This is a genomic window from Pseudomonas sp. GZJR-8 (genome assembly GCF_002916705.1).
Lineage (GTDB): Bacteria > Pseudomonadota > Gammaproteobacteria > Pseudomonadales > Pseudomonadaceae > Aquipseudomonas > Aquipseudomonas synxantha_A.
In genome coordinates, this window is record NZ_JXSI01000002.1 from 67,792 (window position 1) to 91,382 (window position 23,591).

The 23,591-nt window shown below is 60.4% G+C and carries 20 protein-coding genes; 11 read left to right on the top strand and 9 right to left on the bottom strand.

Annotated elements, in window-relative coordinates; all coding sequences use genetic code 11:
• The first annotated feature begins 73 nt into the window (after positions 1-73).
• From TK42_RS03645 to TK42_RS03660, 4 genes are all read left to right on the top strand, one after another.
• A complete protein-coding gene (locus tag TK42_RS03645) occupies positions 74-319 on the top strand; it encodes a hypothetical protein (RefSeq protein ID WP_005790375.1) in 246 nt (81 codons plus the stop codon).
• A gap of 2 nt (positions 320-321) precedes the next feature.
• The gene (locus tag TK42_RS03650; RefSeq protein WP_003193288.1) at positions 322-1,146 is read left to right on the top strand and encodes a mechanosensitive ion channel domain-containing protein; all 825 of its coding nucleotides are present in this window, start codon (positions 322-324) and stop codon (positions 1,144-1,146) included.
• Between the two features lie 87 nt (positions 1,147-1,233).
• Positions 1,234-1,824: an RNA polymerase sigma factor SigX gene (sigX, locus tag TK42_RS03655; protein WP_003193286.1), complete on the top strand. Its 591-nt coding sequence runs from the start codon at positions 1,234-1,236 to the stop codon at positions 1,822-1,824.
• A 107-nt stretch (positions 1,825-1,931) separates the two neighbouring features.
• Complete coding sequence (locus TK42_RS03660; RefSeq protein ID WP_005790371.1) at positions 1,932-2,912, top strand: OmpA family protein; 981 nt, start codon at positions 1,932-1,934, stop codon at positions 2,910-2,912.
• Between the two features lie 60 nt (positions 2,913-2,972).
• On the opposite strand, the gene cobA is transcribed toward TK42_RS03660, so the two are convergent.
• From cobA to TK42_RS03700, 8 genes are all read right to left on the bottom strand, one after another.
• A complete protein-coding gene (gene cobA / locus TK42_RS03665) occupies positions 2,973-3,716 on the bottom strand; it encodes a uroporphyrinogen-III C-methyltransferase (RefSeq protein WP_103733622.1) in 744 nt (247 codons plus the stop codon).
• A gap of 10 nt (positions 3,717-3,726) precedes the next feature.
• On the bottom strand, positions 3,727-6,435 hold the full coding sequence (locus tag TK42_RS03670) for a nitrate reductase (protein WP_103733623.1): 2,709 nt from the start codon (positions 6,433-6,435) through the stop codon (positions 3,727-3,729).
• Positions 6,435-6,752: a nitrite reductase small subunit NirD gene (gene nirD / locus TK42_RS03675; RefSeq protein WP_005790365.1), complete on the bottom strand. Its 318-nt coding sequence runs from the start codon at positions 6,750-6,752 to the stop codon at positions 6,435-6,437. Before nirD ends, TK42_RS03670 begins: the two co-directional genes overlap by 1 nt.
• Positions 6,749-9,202 (bottom strand): nitrite reductase large subunit NirB, encoded by a 2,454-nt coding sequence (gene nirB, locus TK42_RS03680; protein ID WP_103733624.1) that lies wholly within the window; start codon positions 9,200-9,202, stop codon positions 6,749-6,751. Before nirB ends, nirD begins: the two co-directional genes overlap by 4 nt.
• Positions 9,203-9,434: 232 nt before the next feature.
• Positions 9,435-11,102: a bifunctional protein-serine/threonine kinase/phosphatase gene (locus TK42_RS03685; protein ID WP_103733625.1), complete on the bottom strand. Its 1,668-nt coding sequence runs from the start codon at positions 11,100-11,102 to the stop codon at positions 9,435-9,437.
• On the bottom strand, positions 11,102-12,313 hold the full coding sequence (locus TK42_RS03690) for a NarK/NasA family nitrate transporter (RefSeq protein WP_032879925.1): 1,212 nt from the start codon (positions 12,311-12,313) through the stop codon (positions 11,102-11,104). Before TK42_RS03690 ends, TK42_RS03685 begins: the two co-directional genes overlap by 1 nt.
• Positions 12,314-12,458: 145 nt before the next feature.
• Complete coding sequence (locus TK42_RS03695) at positions 12,459-13,034, bottom strand: ANTAR domain-containing response regulator (protein ID WP_005790358.1); 576 nt, start codon at positions 13,032-13,034, stop codon at positions 12,459-12,461.
• A gap of 13 nt (positions 13,035-13,047) precedes the next feature.
• A complete protein-coding gene (locus tag TK42_RS03700) occupies positions 13,048-14,247 on the bottom strand; it encodes a CmpA/NrtA family ABC transporter substrate-binding protein (protein WP_103733626.1) in 1,200 nt (399 codons plus the stop codon).
• A gap of 246 nt (positions 14,248-14,493) precedes the next feature.
• Between TK42_RS03700 and TK42_RS03705 the strand changes: the two genes are divergently transcribed.
• From TK42_RS03705 to TK42_RS03725, 5 genes are all read left to right on the top strand, one after another.
• Entirely contained in the window at positions 14,494-15,405 is a 912-nt protein-coding gene (locus TK42_RS03705; protein WP_103733627.1) for a secretin N-terminal domain-containing protein, read from the top strand.
• A gap of 15 nt (positions 15,406-15,420) precedes the next feature.
• Positions 15,421-15,636 (top strand): FliM/FliN family flagellar motor switch protein, encoded by a 216-nt coding sequence (locus TK42_RS03710; RefSeq protein WP_005790352.1) that lies wholly within the window; start codon positions 15,421-15,423, stop codon positions 15,634-15,636.
• 165 nt (positions 15,637-15,801) lie between these two features.
• The gene (locus TK42_RS03715) at positions 15,802-16,185 is read left to right on the top strand and encodes a winged helix-turn-helix domain-containing protein (protein WP_032879928.1); all 384 of its coding nucleotides are present in this window, start codon (positions 15,802-15,804) and stop codon (positions 16,183-16,185) included.
• Positions 16,178-16,639 (top strand): transglycosylase SLT domain-containing protein, encoded by a 462-nt coding sequence (locus TK42_RS03720; protein ID WP_279309750.1) that lies wholly within the window; start codon positions 16,178-16,180, stop codon positions 16,637-16,639. Before TK42_RS03715 ends, TK42_RS03720 begins: the two co-directional genes overlap by 8 nt.
• A gap of 80 nt (positions 16,640-16,719) precedes the next feature.
• A complete protein-coding gene (locus TK42_RS03725) occupies positions 16,720-17,739 on the top strand; it encodes a quinone-dependent dihydroorotate dehydrogenase (RefSeq protein ID WP_005790346.1) in 1,020 nt (339 codons plus the stop codon).
• A 127-nt stretch (positions 17,740-17,866) separates the two neighbouring features.
• Here TK42_RS03725 and rmf read toward each other — a convergent pair whose 3' ends face one another.
• Positions 17,867-18,082, bottom strand: a complete 216-nt coding sequence (gene rmf, locus TK42_RS03730) for a ribosome modulation factor (RefSeq protein WP_002553055.1) — start codon at positions 18,080-18,082, stop codon at positions 17,867-17,869.
• Between the two features lie 532 nt (positions 18,083-18,614).
• Here rmf and rlmKL point away from each other — a divergent pair.
• Together rlmKL and TK42_RS03740 are read left to right on the top strand one after the other, a co-directional pair.
• A complete protein-coding gene (rlmKL, locus tag TK42_RS03735; protein WP_103733628.1) occupies positions 18,615-20,879 on the top strand; it encodes a bifunctional 23S rRNA (guanine(2069)-N(7))-methyltransferase RlmK/23S rRNA (guanine(2445)-N(2))-methyltransferase RlmL in 2,265 nt (754 codons plus the stop codon).
• 230 nt (positions 20,880-21,109) lie between these two features.
• Positions 21,110-23,536, top strand: a complete 2,427-nt coding sequence (locus TK42_RS03740) for a diguanylate cyclase (protein ID WP_103733629.1) — start codon at positions 21,110-21,112, stop codon at positions 23,534-23,536.
• The last annotated feature ends 55 nt before the right edge of the window (positions 23,537-23,591 follow it).

Consider the following 23,591-nt stretch of genomic DNA (forward strand, 5'->3'; position numbering starts at 1 on the left):
TGAACGTAGGAAAGGGTCGATGTGACCCGATGAATTTTACCCTCGTCTTTTAATTCACTTGCGAGAGGTCTCTATGCACGATCCGTTCGAACAGTCTTTGCGTGACATGCTCAATGCTTCGCCATCCAACCGTGATGACGATGCTTGCCTGGGTCGCGTATTGAAAACCGCCAACCGTCAGGTCGGTGCGGGTGATCTGTTCGGGCTGCTCGGGCGTTGGTTGCCGGCATTGATGATGGCCCTGAACAACGGTTCGGCCCATGTGTCACCGGTTTCCCGCCGTAAACCTCTTGCTCGCACTGCTGATAAGGCTGATTGAATATGGAACTTGATCTCTGGACCCAGAGCCTGGTCACCGCGATGACCGCATTGTGGACCAAGGTTGCGAATTTCATTCCCAACCTGTTTGGTGCCCTGGTCCTGGTGTTGCTGGGCTTTGTCGTGGCCAAGTTGCTCGACACCCTGTTGTCCAAGCTGCTCGCCAAACTCGGGCTGGATCGCCTGATGGCCGGCACCGGTTTGACCAAATTGCTGGGTCGCGCCGGGCTGCAGGTGCCGATTTCTACCTTGATCGGCAAGATCGTCTACTGGTTTGTTCTACTTATTTTTCTGGTTTCTGCAGCGCAATCCCTTGGACTTGAGCGAGTTTCAGCTACGCTCGACATGCTGGCACTGTATTTGCCGAAAGTTTTCGGCGGCGCGCTGGTGTTGCTGGTAGGTGTTTTACTCGCGCAATTGGCCAATGGGCTGGTGCGCGGGGCCGCTGAAGGCGTGGGGTTGGACTACGCGGCAGGCTTGGGGCGAATCGCACAGGGGCTGGTGATCATCATCAGTATTTCCGTCGCGATCAGCCAGTTGGAAGTCAAGACTGACCTGCTGAACCACGTTATTGTGATTGTTTTGATTACCGTTGGTCTGGCCGTTGCACTGGCCATGGGTTTGGGAAGCCGGGAAATTGCCGGTCAGATTCTTGCGGGAATCTATGTGCGTGAGCTATATCAGGTTGGGCAACAAGTGCGTGTGGGCGAGGTTGAAGGGCAGATCGAGGAGATCGGCACGGTCAAGACGACAGTGCTGACCGATGACGGAGAACTGGTTTCGCTGTCCAACCGGATTCTCCTGGAGCAGCAGGTCAGTAGCCGCTAATCCGGCAAACCCTGCTAATGTACGCCGCCGCAAACCCGGGTGACCGGGTTGCAACGGACATTGACCTGACTGCCGGCACGACTTGTTTTGAATAAAGCCCAAACGCTGTCCACGCGCTATGACCCCCGTGAGCTCTCTGATGAGGAGTTGGTCGCGCGCTCGCACACGGAGCTGTTTCACGTAACACGCGCGTACGAAGAATTGATGCGCAGGTATCAACGCACTCTGTTCAACGTTTGTTCAAGGTATTTGGGGAACGATAGAGACGCGGACGATGTCTGTCAGGAAGTGATGCTCAAGGTGCTATATGGCCTGAAGAACTTCGAGGGCAAATCGAAGTTCAAGACCTGGCTGTACAGCATCACGTACAACGAGTGCATCACGCAGTATCGGAAGGAACGGCGAAAGCGTCGCTTGATGGACGCTTTGAGTCTGGACCCCCTTGAGGAGGCGTCTGAAGAAAAGGCGCCGGCACCCGAGGAGAAGGGCGGACTTGATCGCTGGTTGGTGCATGTGAACCCGATTGACCGGGAAATTCTGGTGCTTCGCTTTGTCGCAGAGCTGGAATTCCAGGAAATCGCTGACATCATGCATATGGGCTTGAGTGCTACAAAAATGCGGTACAAACGTGCTCTTGATAAATTACGTGAGAAATTTGCGGGCGAGACTGAAACTTAGTGCGTAGCAAATATCTCTTACGTGTAGGCAAGTTCTGTTAGACTTGTCGCCGAGTTGTCCCCCGGTTTGTGGGACTGCTTTACAATCACCAGATGGGGATTTAACGGATGAAACTGAAAAACACCTTGGGCTTGGCCATTGGTTCTCTTATTGCCGCTACTTCTTTCGGCGTTCTGGCACAAGGCCAAGGCGCAGTTGAAGGCGAGCTGTTCTACAAGAAGCAGTACAACGATAGCGTTAAGCACATCGAAGACGGCTTCAACCCAGGCGCTCGCATTGGTTACTTCCTGACCGACGATCTGTCGTTGAATCTGTCGTACGACAAGACCAACCACACCCGTTCGAACGACGGCACTGGCAACCAGAAGATCAAAGGTGACACTGGCAGCCTCGTTGCTCAGTACCACTTCGGTCAGGCTGGCGTTGATAGCCTGCGTCCATACGTTGAAGGCGGTTTCGGCCACCAGAGCCGTACCAACGTCAAGGCTGACGGCCACAGCGGTCGCGACCAGACCACTTTCGCCACCATCGGTACTGGCGTGAAGTACTACTTCACCAACAACCTGTACGCTCGTGCTGGTGTTGAAGCTGACTACGGTCTGGACAACGGCAAGTGGGACTACTCCGCACTGGTTGGCCTGGGCGTGAACTTCGGCGGTAACGCTGGCGCAGCTGCTCCAGCTCCTACCCCAGCACCAGCTCCAGAGCCAGTTCCAGAGCCAGAAGCTCCGGTTGCTCAGGTTGTTCGTGTTGAGCTGGACGTTAAGTTCGACTTCGACAAGTCGGTTGTTAAGCCTAACAGCTACGGCGACGTGAAAAACCTGGCCGACTTCATGGCTCAGTACCCAGACACCAACGTAGAAGTTGCTGGTCACACTGACTCCGTCGGTCCAGACGCTTACAACCAGAAGCTGTCCCAGCGTCGTGCTGACGCTGTTAAGCAAGTCCTGGTTAAAGATGGCGTAGCTCCTAGCCGCATCACTTCCGTTGGTTACGGTGAGTCCCGCCCAGTTGCTGACAACGCAACTGAAGCTGGCCGCGCTGTTAACCGTCGCGTAGAAGCAGCTGTTGAAGCCACCGCTAAGTAATTAGCCTGGCTTTACAAAAAAACCCGGCTTAGGCCGGGTTTTTTTCGCCTGGAATTTGCCTCAGGCACTGGCCGCCGTCGCCAGGCAAGCCGCCTGCGCAGCACCAGCAACGCTACCAATCACCAGGATAGCCGGGCTTTTCAGGGCGAACGCTTGCGCATCCTCATGCATCCGCGCCAGATCACTGCGGCATTCGCGCTGCTGGGGCAGCGAAGCATTTTCGATCATCGCCACGGGCATGTCCGGGGCCATGCCGCCTTCGAGCAACTGCTGACGAATCTCCTCCAGCTTCGCCACGCCCATGTACACCACCAGTGTGGTTCCACTTTCCGCCAGTGCGCGCCAGTTCAACGCGCTGTCGTCCTGAGTATGAGCAGTGACCAGCGTCACCCCACGGCTCACACCGCGTAACGTCAGGGGAATATCGCAGCTCGTCGCCCCGGCTAACCCCGACGTGAGGCCGTTGACCAACTCCACCTCAATGCCACGTTCGCGCAGCCACAGCGCCTCTTCGCCACCGCGACCAAAAATGCACGGGTCGCCGCCCTTGAGCCGCACCACGCATTTGCCCTGGCGGGCATAACGCAGCATCAGGCGATGGATAAAATCCTGGGGCGTGGAGCGGCAGCCACCGCGTTTACCGACGGTAATCACGCGTGCATCGCCGCAGTGTTCGAGCACGGCCGGGTTGACCAGGTCATCAATCAGCACCACGTCCGCTTCATGCAGGGCTCTGACTGCCTTGAGGGTCAGCAACTCCGGATCACCGGGCCCAGCGCCTACCAGCCACACTTTTGCGCTCATGTTGTTCCCCTTACACACTGATGGCGATTGGCTGCGGTTTGCTGACCAAAAGACGTTTGATTTCCGGCACGCAGGAGCCGCATTGGGTGCCGCAACCCAGTTCCCGTTTAAGTCCATCCAGGTCCAGGCCACGTCCAACGCCCGCACACACGGCGTTTTCGCTGACGTTCTTGCAGTTGCACACAATCTTGTTGCTGGCCGTTGCGGCACCGGGTGGCGCGCTTAAAGGTGCCAACAGCCAGCGTCGCAGTTGCTCGTCGGCGCGGCCTTCCAGCCACAGGCTTTGCAACCAGTGGCGGGCCAGGGTTTCGCCGGCCAGGCGCAGGGCGGTGATACGGCCTTTTTCGATTTTCACGCGCTTGCCGATCGAGCGGCGCGGGTCGTCGTAGGCCATGACCGGACCGTCGTTCAGGCCCAGCAAGTGGTCAATCCGAGTCAACAAATGCAGGTCCGGCGCCTCGGTATGGGCTGCCCGTACCAGCAACGCAGGGCGTTCACGGCCGGCCAGGCTCAGGCTGACGTAGGCAAATTCCTCACACAGCGGGCGCAGCGCTTCGAAATGCTGCTGCACATTGCCCTCGATCAACGCGAACAGCTGCCACGGCAGTTGCACGGCTTCCAGGCGCACCCCGCTGTGCTTGAGTTCAGGCTGTTTGGACAGTGGGTCAAACGCCGGTTGGGTGATCACATTGACGCCGCCCTTGAGAAAGCGGTCGCCCCAATGCATCGGCAGAAATGCCTGGCCGGGCCGTACGCTGTCATCGCTGCTGACGGCGACGATCACGCTGCCGCGACGGCTTTTCAGGCTGACCAGGTCACCTTCCTGGAAGCGGTGGCGGCGAAGCTCGTCCGGGTGCAGGCTCAACAGCGCTTCACTGACATGCCCGAACAACTGTGCGGCCGTGCCGGTGCGGCTCATACCGTGCCACTGGTCACGCAGACGGCCGGTGATCAAGGTCAGGGGGAAGCGCGCGTCCCGTTGTTCCTTGGCCGCGCGATAGGGGTCGGCCACAAACCGCGCCCGGCCATTGTCGGTGGGGAAGATGCCGTCGGTGTACAAGCGCGCTGTGCCTGCCTGTGCGCCTGTAGGAAACGGCCATTGCTGCGGGCCGAGTTGGTCGAGCAGGCCATGGCTGATACCGGACAAGTCGAGGTCACGCCCTTGAGTGAGCCCCTTGAACTCGTCAAACAGCTGCGCCGGCTGTGCAAAGGCGAACAGGCTGGGCAACCCTGGCCGTAGGCGACGCTCCAGGCGCTGTGCGAAATCTACGGTAATTGCCCAGTCCGCCCGCGCCTCTCCCGGTGGGCTGATGGCGCGGCGTACGTGGGAAATACGCCGCTCGGAGTTGGTGACCGTGCCGTCTTTTTCGCCCCAACTGGCGGCAGGCAACAGCAGGTCGGCATAAGTGGCGGTTTCGGTGGTGCGAAAAGCCTCCTGCAACACCACGAACGGGCACGCCGCCAAGGCCGCACGCACGACGTTCTGGTCGGGCAAGGATTGTGCAGGGTTGGTGCAGGCGATCCACAGGGCCTTGATCTTGCCTGCCTGCATCTGTTCAAACAGTTCGATCGCGGTAAGGCCAGCGGGTGCAGGCAGTTGCTCCACACCCCAATAGGCGGCCACTTCAGCGCGATGTGCCGGGTTGGACGTCTCGCGGTGGCCCGGCAGCAGGTTGGACAGGCTTCCGGTTTCGCGACCGCCCATGGCATTCGGTTGACCGGTCAGGGAAAACGGCCCGCACCCCGGCCTGCCAATGGTGCCCGTGGCCAAGTGCAGGTTGATCAACGCGCTGTTTTTTGCGCTGCCGGCAGTGGATTGGTTGAGGCCCATGCACCATAGCGACAAAAAGCTGCTGGATGTGCCGACCCACTGCGCACATAGGCGCAGTTGTTCGACGCTGATCCCGCACAACTGCGTGACCATCTGCGGCGTGTAGTCATGCACCAGGCGTTTGAGCTCGGCCAGGCCATCGGTGTGGGCCTGGATGAACGCACGATCAATCCAGTCTTCCCACAGCAGCAAATGCAAAATCCCGTGAAACAACGCCACGTCCGTCCCCGGCAAGATTGCCAGGTGCAGGTCAGCCAAATCGCAGGTGTCTGTACGCCGAGGATCAATCACCAGCACTTTCATCTGCGGGCGCTGCGCCTTGGCCTGCTCCAGGCGTCGGAACAATACCGGGTGGGCGTAGGCCATATTGCTGCCGACGATCATCACGCAGTCGCTGTTTTCCAGGTCTTCATAACTGCATGGCGGCGCATCGGCGCCCAGGCTGCGTTTGTAGCCGACCACCGCCGATGACATGCACAGCCGAGAATTGCTGTCGATATTGTTGGTGCCTACCAACGCCCGGGCCAGCTTGTTGAAGCTGTAGTAATCCTCGGTCAATAGTTGCCCCGAGATATAGAACGCCACGCTGTCCGGGCCGTGCTCGGCGATGGTCTCGGCGAACACGTTGGCGGCGTGATCCAGGGCGGTGTCCCAGTCGGTACGGGTACGGGCCAAACCTTTGCCCAGGCGCAACTCCGGATACAGGGCGCGTGCGCTCACGTCGCCGGTCAGGTGCAGGCTGGCGCCTTTGCTGCACAATTTGCCGAAGTTGGCCGGATGGCTCGGATCGCCTTGTACCCCCAGGATCTGCTCGCCGTCATGCTCGATCAGCACGCCGCAGCCCACGCCGCAATAACAGCAGGTGGACGCAGTGGTCTGGCGGTTCATCAACCCGCGTCCCGCAGGGCCAGCATCACCCGGCCGTTTTCTACCCGGGCCTGATGATGGTGGGCGCAGCCGATATCCGGCGCCTGGGCTTCGCCGGACGCCAGGTCAATCTGCCAGTTGTGCAGCGGGCAGGCGACGCGCTTACCGTAGATCAAACCTTGGGAGAGCGGGCCGCCCTTGTGCGGGCAACGGTCGTCAAGGGCGAAGACTTCGTCGTCACTGGTACGAAAAATCGCGATGTCGCCTTTGGGCCCGCTGATGATGCGCGAGCCCAGGGTATTGATTTCATCAAGGGCGCAGATATCCAGCCAGTTCATAGCGACACCTCCAGTTGTTTGACCGGGATAACGTCGAACTCCTTTTTCAGCAGCGGCTGTTCCAGGCGTTCCTTCCACGGGTCCTGTTCGAATGACAGCGAGAACTGCAAACGCTCATTGAGCGCCTGGCGGCGGGCCGGGTCTTCCAGAACGGCCTTCTTGATGTGCTCCATGCCCACCCGTTGCAGGTAGTGCACCGTGCGTTCCAGGTAGAACGCTTCTTCGCGGTACAGCTGCAGAAATGCGCCGTTGTATTCGCGCACTTCATCGGCGGTCTTGAGCTTGACGAAAAACTCCGCGACTTCGGTCTTGATGCCGCCGTTGCCACCGATATACATCTCCCAACCGGAGTCGACACCGATAATTCCCACGTCCTTGATGCCCGCTTCCGAACAGTTGCGTGGGCAACCGGACACCGCCAGCTTGACCTTGTGCGGTGACCACATATTGAACAGGTCGTGCTCAAGCTCAATGCCCAATTGGGTGGAATTCTGCGTGCCGAAACGGCAGAACTCGCTGCCCACGCAGGTTTTCACGGTGCGGATGGATTTGCCGTAGGCATGGCCGGACGGCATATCCAGGTCCTTCCACACCCCTGGCAAGTCCTGCTTCTTGATGCCGAGCAAGTCGATGCGCTGGCCGCCGGTGACTTTCACCATCGGCACGTTGTACTTGTCGGCCACATCGGCGATGCGGCGCAGCTCCGAAGGATTGGTCACGCCGCCCCACATCCGTGGGACTACAGAGTAGGTGCCGTCTTTCTGAATATTGGCGTGGGCCCGTTCGTTGATCAGTCGTGATTGCGGGTCGTCCTTGGCCTCGCCCGGCCAAGTCGAAATCAGGTAATAGTTGAGCGCGGGGCGGCAGGTGGCGCAGCCATTGGGGGTACGCCAGTTCAGGTAGCGCATGGTGCTGTCGATAGTCAGCAAGTGCTGCTCGCGGATAGCCTGACGGATCTGCCCGTGATTAAGGTCGCTGCACCCACAGATGGCCTTTTCGCTTTTGGGTTTGACGTCAGCCGCGCCGCCCACGGTGTTGATCAGGATCTGCTCAACCAGCCCGGCACAGGAACCGCAGGAGCTGGCGGCCTTGGTGTGTTTTTTCACCTCATCGACGCTGAACAGCCCTTGTTCCTGGATTGCCTTGACGATGGTGCCTTTGCACACGCCGTTGCAGCCGCAGACTTCGGCGCCGTCGGCCATGCTCATGGCTTTGTCCTGGCCTTGATGGCCCACATCGCCCAAGGCGTTCTCACCGAACATCAGGTGATCGCGGATCTCGCCAATTGCATGGTTCTCACGGATCTGGCGGAAGTACCAACCACCATCCGCGGTATCGCCGTACAGGCACGCACCGACCAGGATGTCGTCCTTGATTACCAGCTTCTTGTATACGCCGCCGATCGGGTCGGAGAGGGTGATGGTCTCGGTGCCTTCACCGCCCATGAAGTCGCCGGCAGAAAAGAGGTCGATGCCGGTCACCTTCAGCTTGGTCGAGGTCACCGAGCCTTTGTAAGTGGCAAAGCCCAGTTGGGCCAAGTGGTTGGCGCAGACCTTGGCTTGTTCGAACAGCGGCGCCACCAGGCCATAGGCGATCCCGCGATGGCTGGCGCATTCGCCGATCGCGTAGATGCGCGGGTCGTAGGTTTGCATCGTGTCGTTGACCAGGATCCCACGGTTGCAGGGGATGCCGGACTTCTCCGCCAGTTCGGTGTTGGGGCGGATACCGGCGGCCATCACCACCAGGTCGGCGGGGATGATGTCGCCATTTTTGAATTGCACCGAGCCGACGCGACCATTACCGGCATCATGCAAGGCCTGGGTTTGCTCGCACAGGCGAAACACCAGGCCACGGCTTTCCAGTTCGGTTTGCAGCAACTGGCCGCTGGTCTTGTCCAGTTGGCGTTCCAGCAGCCATTCACCGAGATGCACCACCGTCACGTGCATACCGCGCAGCATCAGGCCGTTGGCCGCTTCCAGGCCGAGCAGGCCACCACCGATCACCACCGCGTGCTTGTGGGTCTTGGCGGTGTCGATCATCGCCTGGGTATCGGCAATGTCGCGGTAGCCAATCACGCCCTGCAAGGTGTTGCCGGGAATCGGCAGGATAAACGGCGTAGAACCGGTGGCGATCAGCAGGCGATCGTACTCGGCCTCGGTGCCGTCTTCGGCGATGACTTTGCGCTTGACCCGGTCGATCTGCACCACCTTGCGGTTGAGCAGTAGCTTGACGTTGTTATCCAGGTACCAGTCGAGGTCGTTGAGCACGATCTCTTCGAAGGTTTGCTCACCGGCCAGCACCGGCGACAGCAGGATGCGGTTGTAGTTGGTGTGGGGCTCGGCGCCGAACACGGTGATGTCGTACAGTTCGTTGCTCAGCTTGAGCAATTCTTCAAGGGTGCGAACCCCGGCCATGCCGTTGCCGATCATCACCAGTTTGAGTTTTTTCATGTCGTTCTCCGCAATGGCTCGACAAATCATGCGCAAACAAAAAAGGCGTCCCCGCTAGTCAGCTAGCGAGGACGCCTTTGTCCTGGTCCCGTTCTCTCGGGAAGCTCGACCCTTCGACGTTGAAGGGGCGGCTATATGTGGGTTGTTGGAAGACCTAATGCAGCAGCTGTGCCAAGTTGCATACCCCCAGTTTTATTGGGCGTTTAAACAGGAGAGAGGTGGATTTTGCTCGTTAGTGGTGCAGCAGCCAGTACAGCAGCACCAGATTGATCAACAGTGAGGCCACTGCCAGGGTTTGCCAGACCTTCAGCGGCTCGCGCTCCAGCAGCGGCCGTGGCCGTACGCTCAGTTCGCGGCGGTCAGCCTGTTCCAGTACCAGCAGCCATTCTTCGGCAGTTTCATAGCGCTGTGCGGGCAGGGCGGCCACGGCGCGCTCCAGGCTGTGGGGCAACCAATCCGGCAGGTCGGGGCGATAGCGGCTGGCGCTGACAGGCTGGTTGAAACGCGGGCGTTGGAAGGCTTCGATTTCGCCGTAGGGGTAATGCCCAGTCAGCAGGTAATACAAGGTCACACCGACACTATACAAATCCTGTTGCGCAGTAGGATGCTCGCCTGCGAAAGCTTCGGGCGCGATAAAACTCGGGGTGCCGGGCAGTAAGTGGGCACGGTCTTCAGAAAGGCCAGGGCAGTAGGCCAGGCCAAAGTCCAGCACCCGCAGTTCCCCGTCATCGCCCAGCAGCAGGTTTTCCGGCTTGATGTCGCGGTGCAGAATCTGTCGGCGATGCAGCAGGCCCACGGCTCGCAGCAAGCGTTCGGCGATTGACTGCCATTGCGCCAGCGGCAGCGGGCCTTGTTGTTGAAACAGCTGGGCGAGGGTCTGCCCGGGGTATTCGCGCATCACGTAGTACAAATGCTGACGACCACTGGCGGTATGCACCTGCGGAAAGGCACGGCCAGCGACGCGGCGCAGAAACCATTCCTCCGATAACAAGGCTTGGGCGGCGTCGGTGTCATCGTGGCGCAAGGGCAAGGTCTTGAGCAGCCAGGGTTGCCGCTGCGCATCGTGCACGCGGTACAGCAACGATTGCCGACTCTGCGCGAGCACGCTTTGCACCTCCCAGCCTTCAAAGATCTGCCCAACCTTCAGCGGCGGCGGCGTTGGCCATTGCTGCAACTGCACCAAGGCGTCGCCGAGGGTGGCGGCGCCGAGTTGGTCGATGCGCACCAGCAAGGCGCTGGCGTTGTCTTGGCTGCCGGCCAGGTGGGCGGCGCTGACCAGGGTGCTGACGGCCAGGTCGAGGTCGTCTTGCTCACGCAGAATCGCGCCGATGCTGTGATCGCCCAACGTCGCCCACACCCCGTCGCTGAGCAAGAGGAAACATTCGCCCTCGCGCAATTGGCCGTCGAGGAAGTCCAGCACCAGGTGCTGATCCAGGCCAAGGGCGCGTTTGAGTACATGCTGCATACCCGGCTGTTCCCACACATGGTCTTCGCTGAGGCGTTGCAACTCGCCGTCGAACCAGCGATATGCACGGCAATCACCGACATGGGCCAGCGTGAAGCGTTGGCCGCGAAACACCAGGGCGCTGAGGGTGGTGAGCAACGGTTGCCCACCACCGTTGGCTTGCAGCCAGCGATTTTGCGCGACCAACAGACGTTCGAGCGCCTGGGCCACCCCCCAGGTCTGCGGCGTGGCGTAGTAGTCCAGCGCCAGCGCCTGCAAGGTCGAGCGCGCGGCCAGGCCACCGTCGGCGCATTGGCTGACGCCATCGGCCAGTGCGCACAGGTAGCCTTTGCTCGCCGCCAGTTCCGCCATGGGCGTGACCACCCGCAGCGCATCCTGGTTTTCACTGCGTGGGCCAATGGCGCTGGCCTGGGCGACGCTCAGTCGAAGGCTCATCAGACGCGGGCAGCGGTGACCGCAGCCGAGCCCCAGGTGGTTCTCCAGCGGCGCTTGACGCCATGCAGGCCAAACCAGGCCAGCACTCCGAGGCTGGCGAACAACCACAGCGCCAACTGGTAACTGCCGGTGCTCTGTTTGATCGCGCCCATGCCGGCGGCGAGGGCGAAGCCGCCGATGCCACCGGCCATGCCGATCAAGCCGGTCATTACGCCGATCTCAGTGCGAAAACGCTGCGGCACCAATTGGAATACCGCGCCATTTCCGGCACCCAGGCCGAGCATGGTGCAGACGAAAAGCGCCAGCGCCGCGTAGGAGCTGGGCAGGTTGAAACCCACTGCGGCAATACAGATCACCGCCACGCTGTACATGCCGAGCAGGGTCTTGATCCCGCCAAAACGGTCGGCCAGGGCGCCGCCCAGCGGGCGCATCAGGCTGCCACCGAACACGCAGGCCGCGGTGTAGTAACCGGCGGTCACCGGGCTCAGGCCGTATTGGTCGTTGAAGTAGCCGGGCAGGGCGCTGGCCAGGCCGATGAAGCCACCAAAGGTCACGCTGTAGAAGAACATGAACCACCAGCTGTCGCGGTCGCCCAGGGCCTTGAAGTAGTCGGCCATGGACTTGGCTTTCGGACGTTGTGGCGCGTTGCGTGCGAGCCAGGCGAATACGATCAGGGTAAGGACCAGCGGAATCAGCGCAAAGCCGAACACATTGCTCCAGCCGAACGCAGCCGCCAGCACCGGTGCCAGCAAGGCGGCAAATACGGTGCCGGAATTACCGGCACCGGCGATGCCCATGGCCTTGCCCTGGTGCTCTGCGGGATACCACTGCGATGCCAGGGGCAGAGCCACGGCAAAGGAGGCACCGGCCATGCCCAGAAACACGCCCAGCAGCAAGGCTTGCTCGTAACTGTGGATCCCCAGCTTCCAGGCGCAGAACAGCGCCACGATCACAATCACTTGGCCTATCAGCCCAGCGGTCTTGGGTGACAGCTTGTCGGCCAACATGCCCATCAGAAAACGCAGGACCGCGCCCGCCAGGATCGGCGTGGCCACCACCAGGCCGCGCTGCTGGGTGGTCAGGTGCAGGTCGGCGGCAATTTGCACCGCCAGCGGGCCCAACAGGTACCAGACCATGAAACTCAGGTCGAAATACAGGAACGCGGCAAACAGGGTCGGGGTATGCCCGGATTTCCAGAAGCTTGATTTCATCACGCACCTCAACGGTTGGGGGTCTGAAACGAAAAAACGCCGCCACCGGGTTCGCGAGGCCAAACCGGGTGGGCGACGTCTTTGTCGTGGAGGGGCAACCGCCGTTGGTTACCTGTGAGGATTCTTTAGCAAGAGCTGAGCCAGATCAGCCGAGCAACTCGCTCATGGCAATAATCTGCTCTGCCACCTGGATCAGTTTCTGCTGGCGACTCATGGCCTGACGGCGCATCAGGGTGTACGCCTCTTCTTCATTACAGCTCTTCATTTTCATCAGCAGGCCCTTGGCCAACTCGATGCGTTTACGTTCGGCCAATTGCAGGTCGCGGGCCTGCAACTGCGCGCGCAGGGCCTGGTCACTCTCGAAGCGGGCCATGGCCACATCAAGGATCGGTTGCAGGCGTTGGGCCTGAATACCTTCGACGATATAGGCACTGACGCCGGACTTGATTGCCTGGCGCATCACATTCGGGTCATGCTCATCGGTAAACATCACGATAGGCCGGGGCTGGTCGCGGCTGACCAACACCACTTGCTCCATCACATCGCGGCCGGGTGACTCGGTATCGATCAGGATCACGTCCGGGCGCACTGTTTCGACGCGTGCGGGCAGGTCGATGGTCAGGCCGGATTCATCGATCACCTCGAAGCCGGCTTCGGTCAGGGCGGCCTTGAGGCGCCCGACCTTGCGCGGGGTGTCATTGATCAACAGGATTCGTAGCATCATTGAGCTCCTGTCAGCGCAGCGCTTGACGGTGGTTGTCATCGCCCAGGGCATTGAGGCGGAAGCTGCGGGCGTAACCGGCGGGGTCGGAGCCGTCCCAGATTTTGCCGTCGATCAATTGACTGCTGCGCATCGGCGCGTCGCCAACGCTGAGGCCCAGCGCATCGGCGGCCTGGCGATACAGTGCCAATTGCTGGACCTGGCAGGCGACGCCGAGGTAGTCAGGGTCTTCACGCAACAAGCCCCAACGCCGGAACTGGGTCATGAACCACATGCCGTCGCTGAGGTAGGGCAAATTCACCTCGCCACCGGCGAAAAAGCGCAAAGCATGGGGATCCTGCCACTGGTTACCCAAGCCGTCCTCGTAATGACCCAGCAGACGCGGCTCGATGCAGTCCAACGGGGCGTCGAGGTAGTCGCGAGCGCTGAGCAACTGCGCGGTGGAACGGCGGTTTTCAGTGCTCTGTTCGATAAACCGGCTGGCCTCGAGGATCGCCATGACCAATAGGCGGGCGGTATTGGGAAACGCGTCGACGAATGCCTGGGTACAGCCCAGGACTTTTTCCGGGTGATTGGGCCAGATCGCCTGGGTGGTCGCCAGAGTAAAGCCTTGATGATGTTGCACTGCACTGGCACTCCAGGGCTCGCCGACACAAAAACCGTCGATGCGTCCGGCCTGCAGGTGCGCCACCATTTGCGGCGGCGGCACCACCACGCTGTTCACATCCTGCAATGGATGAATGCCCTGGCTCGCCAGCCAGTAATACAACCACATGGCGTGGGTGCCCGTGGGAAATGTCTGGGCGAAGGTCAGTTTTGTCCGGCTTTGGTGCACGTGGCGTTCCAGCGCTTCAGGAGTGACCACTCCCTGGTGTTGCAGGCCGTGGGACAGGTTGATGCTCTGGCCGTTCTGGTTGAGGCCCATCAGTACGGCCATGTCGGTAGGCGCAACGCCGCCGATGCCCAGATGCACGGCATAGATCAGCCCGTACAGACCGTGGGCGGCGTCCAGCTCGCCACTGACCAGCTTGTCACGCAGGTTGGCCCAGGATGATTGGCGCTTGAGGTTCAGTGTGAGGCCGTAGGGCTGGGCGAAGCCCTGGGTGGCAGCGACCACCAGCGAAGCGCAATCGGTCAGGGCCATGAACCCCAGGTCAAGGCTGCTCTTTTCCGGGGCATCGCTGCCGTTTACCCAAGCCAGCGGATCGTTCATCAATACCTGCCTTTTCTGAAAAAAAAGCGTCGTTTCCCGGCTTGGCGTGACAGGCCATTGCCGGGTAACGACGCCTTTGTCCGTAGGCCCGCGCCGCCTTTGGTGCGGGCCTGATACAAAGTGCGAAGCAAGGCACATGCCACGGGGGCGTGGTGCAGTCTGCCGTCAACTTTCCATCATGATTGAACCTCTTGCGCCTCGCAGTATGGCCGCTTCTTCAGGCCAGATCGCCCAGGAATACCCACGGTGCACACTGATTCCCCGAACCCCATGAACTGCCGCTGGCTGCACTGCGGGTTACTGTGTGCCGCCCTGTTGCTGGGTAGCCGCGCAGCCTGGGGCCAGGCGTACCAGGCACAGGATGAAAGTTTGCATACTTTCTTTACCGCGCTGTCGGGGCCATTGGGCCTGCCTGTGGTCACCAGCCGTGCGGTGGCGCGCAGGCGCATCAGCGGAACCTTCGACTTTGCAGCGCCGCAACGGGTCCTGGAAACCATCGCTGAGCAGCAAGACCTGATCTGGCACCGCAGCGGGCAAGTGGTGCATCTCTACACCGCCGATGAGGTGCGTAGTTCTGCGGTGGTGCTGCGGCATATCTCAGTCAATCGGCTGCGCGGCATCATGCGGCGTGCGGGGCTGGATGAGCCGCGCTACCCATTGCGTGAGAGCGGGGCACATACGTTCTACGTTTACGGGCCACCGAGCTATGTCGATCATGTCTTGCGGCTGGCCAGCCTGATGGACCAGCCACGCCGCAAGCAGCCCGAAGGCGCAACGGCATTCGGCGTTGTCCAGGTGATCAATGCAGCTGTTCAGGACCGCCAGCAAGGAGAGGGTGCCAATAAGGTCCGCGTACCGGGTATGGCTGCCATGATCGAAGCCCGGCTATCCCCTGAGCAGAAAGGCCAATTGGCAGACGGTAGCCTGGTGTTGGTGGCCTATTCGGATACCAACAGTTTGTTGATCAAGGGCCAGCCTGCCCAGGTGAGTCTTATCGAAAAGCTGGTGGCGGAGCTGGATAACGCCACGGTCCAGGATGACGTTTCGTCAGGCCCTGACCCATTACCGCCACCTCCCGCGCCTGCGCAATTGAGCACAGCACAACATGAGCGTGTGCAGCGTGCGTTCCTGCGCACCGATCGTGAGTTTTCCCCATGAAAAAGGCGTTTGTCCATGCACCTGGAAATACTGCTGCAGGAGCAATTGATCAGCCGCAAGCGTTTGGCTGCGTTCGCACCGGGGAAGGTGCTGCCTCTGGATCCAGGGGCGACTCGATGTGTGGAGGTACGGGTCAATGGGCAACTGATGGCGTTGGGTGAGCTGGTGCAACTGGAGGATCGGCTGGGGGTTGAGTTGCAGGAGACGTATCAGGAATGGCTACCCCAATAAGTGCGTCAGGAGAATTGTCTGACCGAAAGTTTCCAAAAAAGGGCGCCCGAATGGGCTTTGTCCTAGCGCGAGCCGTAGGCCGGTTTTTTATAGTCGTGACATTGGCAGGTGAGCCGGTACGGAAACTAAGGATGTGAATGTCAGTAGTAAAAAGCAGAGGTGCGTATGGCCGTCGTGATTGATGAATCGACGACCTCCCTGGTCTTCGCTCGCTGGACCTTGCATGGCGATGGCCGGTTGACGGGCGGCGATGCGGATATTCAGTTGCCGCCCAAGGAGTGGCATGTGCTGCGATTGTTGCTGGCCTCCGGTGGCACGCTGATGACCAAGGATCGCCTGCTGGAGCTGGCCTGGCCCCGGGGAGAGGTGGCCGATGAGTCACTGACGCGCTGTATCTATTCCCTGCGCAAACATTTGAGGGCCGACAAAGGGTTTATCAAGACGATTTATGGCAAGGGGTATCGCTTTACGTGCCCGGTGCGGGTGGGGGAACCACCACGGGGTGTCGTGCATGTGTGCTCTGTGTGTGGCCAGGCCAGCAATGCTTAAGGTTTGGAGCGTGGTACTGTTGCTCAGTGGGCTGATGGGCAGTCACCAGGTACTGGCCTATTGCTGGGACGAGGCGGCCAGCCGGTACGATCTCGAACCGGAACTGTTGCAGGCTATCGCTGATGTCGAATCGGGTTCGCGTGCGCAGGCGATCAACTACGCCAACCGCAATGGCACGCGTGATATCGGCTTGATGCAGATCAACAGCATCCACCTGCCGCGTTTGCTCAAACAGGGCATTACCGAGGAGCGGTTGTTGAGCGAACCTTGTTTGTCGGTGCAAGTCGGTGCCTCGATTCTGGCCGAGTTTATTCAGCGTTTCGGCTACAACTGGATGGCGGTGGGTTCCTACAATGTTGGACCGGGCCCTGGCTCGCAGCGTGAGGCGTTGCGCCAGCGCTACGCCGAAAGGATCTGGGTGCGTTATCAGGCGTTGATTGCTCAGCGCCGATGAGCGCAGCACGCCTCGCATGAGGCCCGCCACCCCGGCTATAATCGCGTCACCTTTTGCCGCCATCCGAGTCTAGCCCGCCCATGTATACCTTGGCCCGCCAGCTGTTGTTCAAACTCTCCCCGGAAACCTCCCACGATCTGTCCCTGGACTTGATCGGTGCCGGTGGCCGCCTGGGGCTCAATGGCCTGGTATGCAAGGCTGCGGCGAAAGTGCCGGTGTCGGTGATGGGCCTGGATTTTCCCAATCCGGTCGGCCTGGCAGCCGGCCTGGACAAAAACGGCGCGGCCATCGACGGGTTTGCACAGTTGGGGTTCGGCTTCGTTGAAATCGGCACCGTGACGCCACGGCCACAGCCGGGAAATCCCAAGCCACGCATTTTCCGCCTGCCGGACGCAGAGGCGATCATCAATCGCATGGGTTTCAACAACCTCGGCGTCGATCACCTGTTATCGCGGGTTCAAGCGGCAAAATACACAGGCATCCTCGGGATCAATATCGGCAAGAACTTTGACACGCCGGTAGAGCGTGCAGTGGACGATTACCTGATCTGCCTGGACAAGGTTTACGCCCACGCCAGCTACGTCACCGTCAACGTCAGCTCGCCCAATACCCCGGGCCTGCGTAGCCTGCAATTCGGTGACTCCCTCAAACAACTGCTCGAAGCCTTGCGCCAGCGTCAGGAAGACTTGGCCGTGCGTCATGGCAAGCGCGTACCCCTGGCAATCAAGATCGCCCCGGACATGAGCGATGAAGAAACCGTACTGGTGGCCCAGGCCCTGGTGGATGCGGGCATGGACGCCGTGATTGCGACCAACACCACCCTCAGCCGCGTGGGCGTCGAGGGGCTGGCCCATGGCGACGAGGCGGGCGGCCTGTCCGGCGCGCCGGTACGGGACAAGAGCACCCATATCGTCAAGGTGCTGGCGGCCGAGTTGGCCGGGCGTTTGCCGATCATCGCGGTGGGCGGTATTACCGAAGGCAAGCACGCGGCCGAGAAGATCGCGGCTGGCGCCAGCCTGGTGCAGTTGTACTCCGGCTTTATCTATAAGGGGCCGGCGTTGATTCGCGAGTCGGTGGATGCCATCGCTGCCCTGCGCTGACAATCTGCCAGGCAATAAAAAGGGCTCCATAAAGGAGCCCCTGGGCCGAAGCCCGCCGCCCGGATGGGGCGCGCGTGGTTAAGTCGTTACTCATTCAAAGATGTGTGTCGGAATAAAATGCCCCTGATTAGCCGACGGCGTGAAGTTCGTTGAGTCTGTGGATGCCCGCAGTGCCAGTCATACCGTCCCAGTTGTCGCCGCGTCCTTCTCGCCAGCCGTTGATCCAGGCTTGGCGTACCGACGGTAGAGTAAATGGGCAAAGCTCACGGGATTTTCCATGAACGCCATATTGATATCCGCGTAAAAATGCTCTTTCCAACGGATCACGCTTAAGTCTTCTCATAGGGTGTTTCCCTCACTTGTTGACTGTCTAGATATCCTTCGGCCTTGTCCAAGGCCGGGCAGAGTTTTTCTGCCGTTGGTGGGCTCGCTGCCGGCGTGGCGAGCCGATGTGTCGGCGTCGTTACGGCGCCAACCTGTGTTGAGTTCTAACCAATAGGTCACATGTATTCAATGATCGTTTTGTCATAAGCACGTAACGATAACGATGCTATAGCCATAAGCTGGGATGGTTTTTCGCCCCTTTTATGGAGCAAAGCCAGCTATGATGTGCCCTGCACAGCGAAGCGGGTTAATCCTTTAGTGAGAATGCCCGCCTGTTGCAGTCGGTTATTATTCGACGAAGGGTCTGAATATTTCCTTTTGTTGCTTCACATTGTTTCTCTGCCCCGTCAAACAAGGCTCAACGGCCCGGAAAGCGGGGTGGGACGGCACATTCGTGCCACGCGAGCACTCTTCAAGAAAAGTGCTTGATTGAAAACCGAACCGGCGATGCGTCGCCCGTTCATTTATTGCTGAAAAGCCTGGAATGCCCCATGTCGGACCGTTTTGAACTCTTCCTCACTTGCCCCAAGGGCCTCGAAGGCCTGCTGATCGAGGAAGCCGTCGGGCTAGGCCTTGAGGACGCCCGCGAGCACACCTCGGCCGTTCGCGGCATGGCCGACATGGAAACCGCCTACCGCCTGTGCCTGTGGTCGCGCCTGGCCAACCGTGTGCTGCTGGTGCTCAAGCGCTTCCCGATGAAGGACGCCGAAGACCTCTACCACGGCGTGCTGGATATCGAATGGGCCGACCATATGGTTCCCGACGGCACCCTGGCGGTCGAGTTCAGCGGTCACGGCTCGGGCATCGACAACACCCACTTCGGCGCGCTGAAGGTCAAGGATGCGATCGTCGACAAGCTGCGCACCCCAACCGGCGAGCGTCCATCCATCGACAAGATCAACCCGGACCTGCGCATTCACCTGCGCCTGGACCGTGGCGAAGCGATCCTGTCCCTGGACCTTTCCGGCCACAGCCTGCACCAGCGTGGCTACCGCCTGCAGCAGGGCGCGGCACCGCTGAAGGAAAACCTGGCAGCGGCGATCCTGATTCGCGCCGGCTGGCCACGCATTGCAGCCGAAGGCGGCGCGCTGACCGACCCGATGTGCGGCGTCGGCACCTTCCTGGTTGAAGGCGCGATGATCGCCGCCGACATGGCCCCCAACCTCAATCGCGAGCTGTGGGGTTTCACTACGTGGCTGGGTCACGTCCCGGCGCTGTGGAAAAAGCTGCACACCGAGGCCAGCGAGCGTGCGGCCATTGGTATGAACAAGCCACCGCTGTGGGTCCGCGGTTACGAAGCCGACCCGCGCCTGATTCAACCCGCCCGCAATAACATCGAACGCGCCGGCCTGAGCCACTGGATCAAGGTGTACCAAGGCGAAGTGGGCACGTTCGAGCCGCGCCCGGACCAGAACCAGAAAGGCCTGGTGATCTGCAACCCACCCTACGGTGAGCGCCTGGGTGACGAAGCCAGCCTGTTGTACCTCTACCAGAACCTCGGCGAGCGCCTGCGCCAGGCCTGCATGGGCTGGGAAGCTGCGGTGTTCACCGGCGCGCCGGACCTGGGCAAGCGCATGGGCATCCGCAGCCACAAACAGTATTCGTTCTGGAACGGCGCGTTGCCGTGCAAATTGCTGCTGATCAAGGTCAACCCGGATCAGTTCGTCACCGGCGAACGTCGCACGCCGGAGCAGCGCCAGGCTGAGCGTGAGCAAGCGGCTTACGACCAGGCGCCGATCGAGCCCGTTGAGCGCCAGTACAACAAGAACGGCAACCCGATCAAGCCAGCCCCGGCCCCGGTGGTCGAACAGGCGCGCTTGAGCGAAGGCGGGCAGATGTTTGCAAACCGCCTGCAAAAGAACCTCAAGCTGCTGGGCAAATGGGCCAAGCGTGAAGGCGTGGATTGCTACCGTGTGTATGACGCCGACATGCCCGAGTACTCCATGGCCATCGACCTGTACCACGATTGGGTTCACGTACAGGAATACGCGGCACCAAAATCCATCGACCCGGAAAAAGCCTCGGCGCGCATGTTCGACGCCCTGGCAGCGATTCCCCAGGCCCTGAACGTCGACAAGAGCCGCGTGGTGGTCAAGCGTCGCGAGCGTCAGAGCGGCACCAAGCAATACGAACGCCAGAGCGCCCAGGGCAAGTTCACCGAGGTCAGCGAAGGTGGCGTGAAGCTGCTGGTCAACCTCACCGACTACCTGGATACCGGCCTGTTCCTCGACCACCGCCCGATGCGTATGCGCATCCAGAAAGAAGCGGCCGGCAAGCGCTTCCTCAACCTGTATTGCTACACCGCCACCGCCAGCGTCCATGCTGCCAAGGGTGGAGCGCGCACCACCACCAGCGTCGACCTGTCCAAAACCTATCTGGACTGGGCGCGTCGCAACTTCTCCCTCAATGGTTTCTCCGACAAGAACCGCCTGGAGCAGGGTGATGTCATGGCGTGGCTGGAGGCCAGTCGCGATGAGTTCGATATGATTTTCATCGATCCGCCGACCTTCTCCAACTCCAAGCGCATGGAAGGTATCTTCGACGTGCAGCGTGACCACGTGCAGTTGCTCGACCTGGCCATGGCGCGCCTGGCGCCGGGTGGCGTGCTGTACTTCTCCAACAACTTCCGCAAGTTCCAGTTGGAAGACAACCTCAGCGAACGCTATGCGGTCGAAGAGATCAGCGACAAGACCATCGACCCGGATTTTGCGCGCAATGCGAAGATCCACCGGGCCTGGAAAATCACTGCTCGCTGATTAATATCAGCAGTTCTGAATGCGCTGAGTATCCAGTGTGGGAGGGGGCTTGCTCCCGATAGCAGAGTATCAGTCATCAATGGAATGGCTGATCCACCGCTATCGGGAGCAAGCCCCCTCCCACATTAAGCCCCTGCAGTTTTTAGGCTGGTCAAACACCCGACCAATGGCTATAACTTAAACCCCAGCCAACGTGACACCCCCGCACACTGGCGTTGTGAGTGTTGCCTATGCCGATGCAAGCTGTCCGCCCGAAAATCCTTGGTTTTATCAGTGAACAGGCGTCGGCTTGGCTGGTGGCATTGGTGGTGTTGTTGGCTGGCAGCGCGTTGACGATGGTTGTCGCGTGGGCGACTGCCGACCTGTATCAGCAACAGGTGCGCCAGCGTTTCCAGTTGCTGGTCAATGAGCGCTACACCCGCATCCAGGAGCGTTTTGAGGATCAGGAGTTGCGCCTGGGTAGCCTGCAGCGTTTCTTCATCAACTCTGGCGATGTCTCCCGTGCCGAGTTCGACGGCTTCGCCCAGCCTCTGTTGCTCAATGCGCGTGCCTACGCCTGGGCACCGCGCATATTTCGTGAGCAGCGCAGGGCGTTCGAGCGAGAGATTTCCCGTCAGCGTGGCATCCCTTTCAGCATCCGTGAACTCAATGGCTTGGGTGAGTTGGCGCCCGCGCCCGAGCGCGATGAATACGTACCGGTGTTGTACAGCCAGACGCAGAGCTTGTTGGGTTCGCCCTTGGGTTTTGACCTGCTGGCCCAGCCCTTGCGCCGTTCAGCCCTGGAGCGTGCGCAAAAAAACGCCAGGCCGGCAGTGTCACAGCCCATGCAATTGGTGGGCGTGGAGCCTGCCTACGCGGCCGGCGTGCTGCTGGTGGCGCCAGTGAGCAAAGCCGTTGGCAGCGAGCCCTACGGCTTTGTCATGGCGGTGCTCAGCATGCGCCAACTGGTGGCCGATGGGTTGCCCAAACCGAATCGCGACAATCTGGTCATGCAGATCGTCGACACTTCCGATACGCAGCAACGGGTGTTGTATGCATCCAGCAATACGGTGGGCAACAGCGACCTGACGGCGACACGCCGCCTCACCCTTGGCGATCACGTCTATGCCCTGAGCCTGCGTGCCAGCGAGGTGTTCGACAAGGCCAATCATTCCTCGATGAATACCATTCTGGGCATGGGTGTGCTGCTCAGCGCCTTGCTCAGTGCCTTGCTCTACGTGCTGGTCAGCCAGCGCCAGCGTGCGCTGAAACTGGTGGAACAGCGCACCGTGCAGTTGCGCTTGCGTGAGCAAGAGTTGCGTGGGGCTCACGGGCAATTACGCAGTGTGCTGAATGCGGCGACTCAGGTCGCGATCATCGCCACCGATTTGCGCGGTGTGATCAACACCTTCAATGCTGGCGCCGAACAGATGTTGGGTTTCAAGGCAGAAGAGGTGCTGGGTCGCCTGACCCTGGAAAGCCTGCACCTGGCGGTGGAACTCGAAGCGCGGGCTGTGCCGTTGAGCCTGGCGCTAGGCAAGCGTATTGCGCCGAGCCAGGCAATGCTGGTGGAGAGCCCTGACAGCCTGCATGAAGCTCGCGAGTGGACGCTGGTGCGCAAGGACGGTACCCAACTGACGGTCAACATGCTGGCCACCGTGCTCCTGGACGACTTTGGCCTGTGGGTCGGACACTTGGCAATTTACCTGGATATCACCGAGCAAAAGCGCGCCTATGAAGCCCTGGCAGCCCGGGACCGTCTGCTGAAAAAACTCAGTGCTCATGTGCCTGGCGGGATTTTCCAGTTCACCCAGGACCTGCAGGGCAATGGGCGTTTCATCTACGCCAGCGAAGGTATGCGCGATATCTATGAAATCGAACTTGGCGCATTACAGCAGGATGCAGGCAAGGTCATGGAACGCATTCACCCCTTGGACATCGAGCGGGTGCGTGCCTCGATACGTTTGTCGGCATTGCAATTGAGCCATTGGCGCGAAGAGTATCGCGTGCAATTGCCCCAGCGGGGCCTGCGCTGGATTCGCGGCGAAGCGACACCCGAGGAGCTGCCTGGAGGCGGTACGCTTTGGCACGGCTATGTGTCGGATATTTCCGATCTCAAACGGGTCGAGGAAGAACTGCGCGCGCTTTCCATCACTGACTCTCTGACGGGCATCTATAACCGGCGTTATTTTCAGGATCGGCTCAAGGGCGAGATGCTGCGGATCAACCGCACCTCGGGCGCACTGTCGTTGATCATGCTCGATATCGATCACTTCAAGCGCATCAACGACCAGCATGGTCACGCCGTGGGCGACGGGGTGTTGCAGGAGTTGTGCAAGCGCATAGGCCAGCGCTTGCGCCGTACCGACGTGTTTTGCCGCCTGGGTGGGGAAGAATTCGTGGTGCTGTGCCCAAGTACCAATGGTGCCCAGGCCTATAGCCTGGCAACTCAGTTGTGGCAGTCGTTGCGCGATACGCCGATGGAACCGGTGGGCATCGTCACTGCCAGCTTTGGCGTAGCCAGTTGGCGGACCGATGAAGATATCGATGGGTTGCTGCTGCGCGCTGATTCGGCAGTGTATGTGGCCAAGCAGGCGGGCAGGGACCGGGTCGAGGCGTGTGGGAGCGAGCAAGCCCTACTGACTGTAGGAGCGAGCTTGCTCGCGAAAAAACCATAGACGCCGCGTGTACTCAGGAAACACGCGTGATCGTTGACGTTTTTCGCGAGCAAGC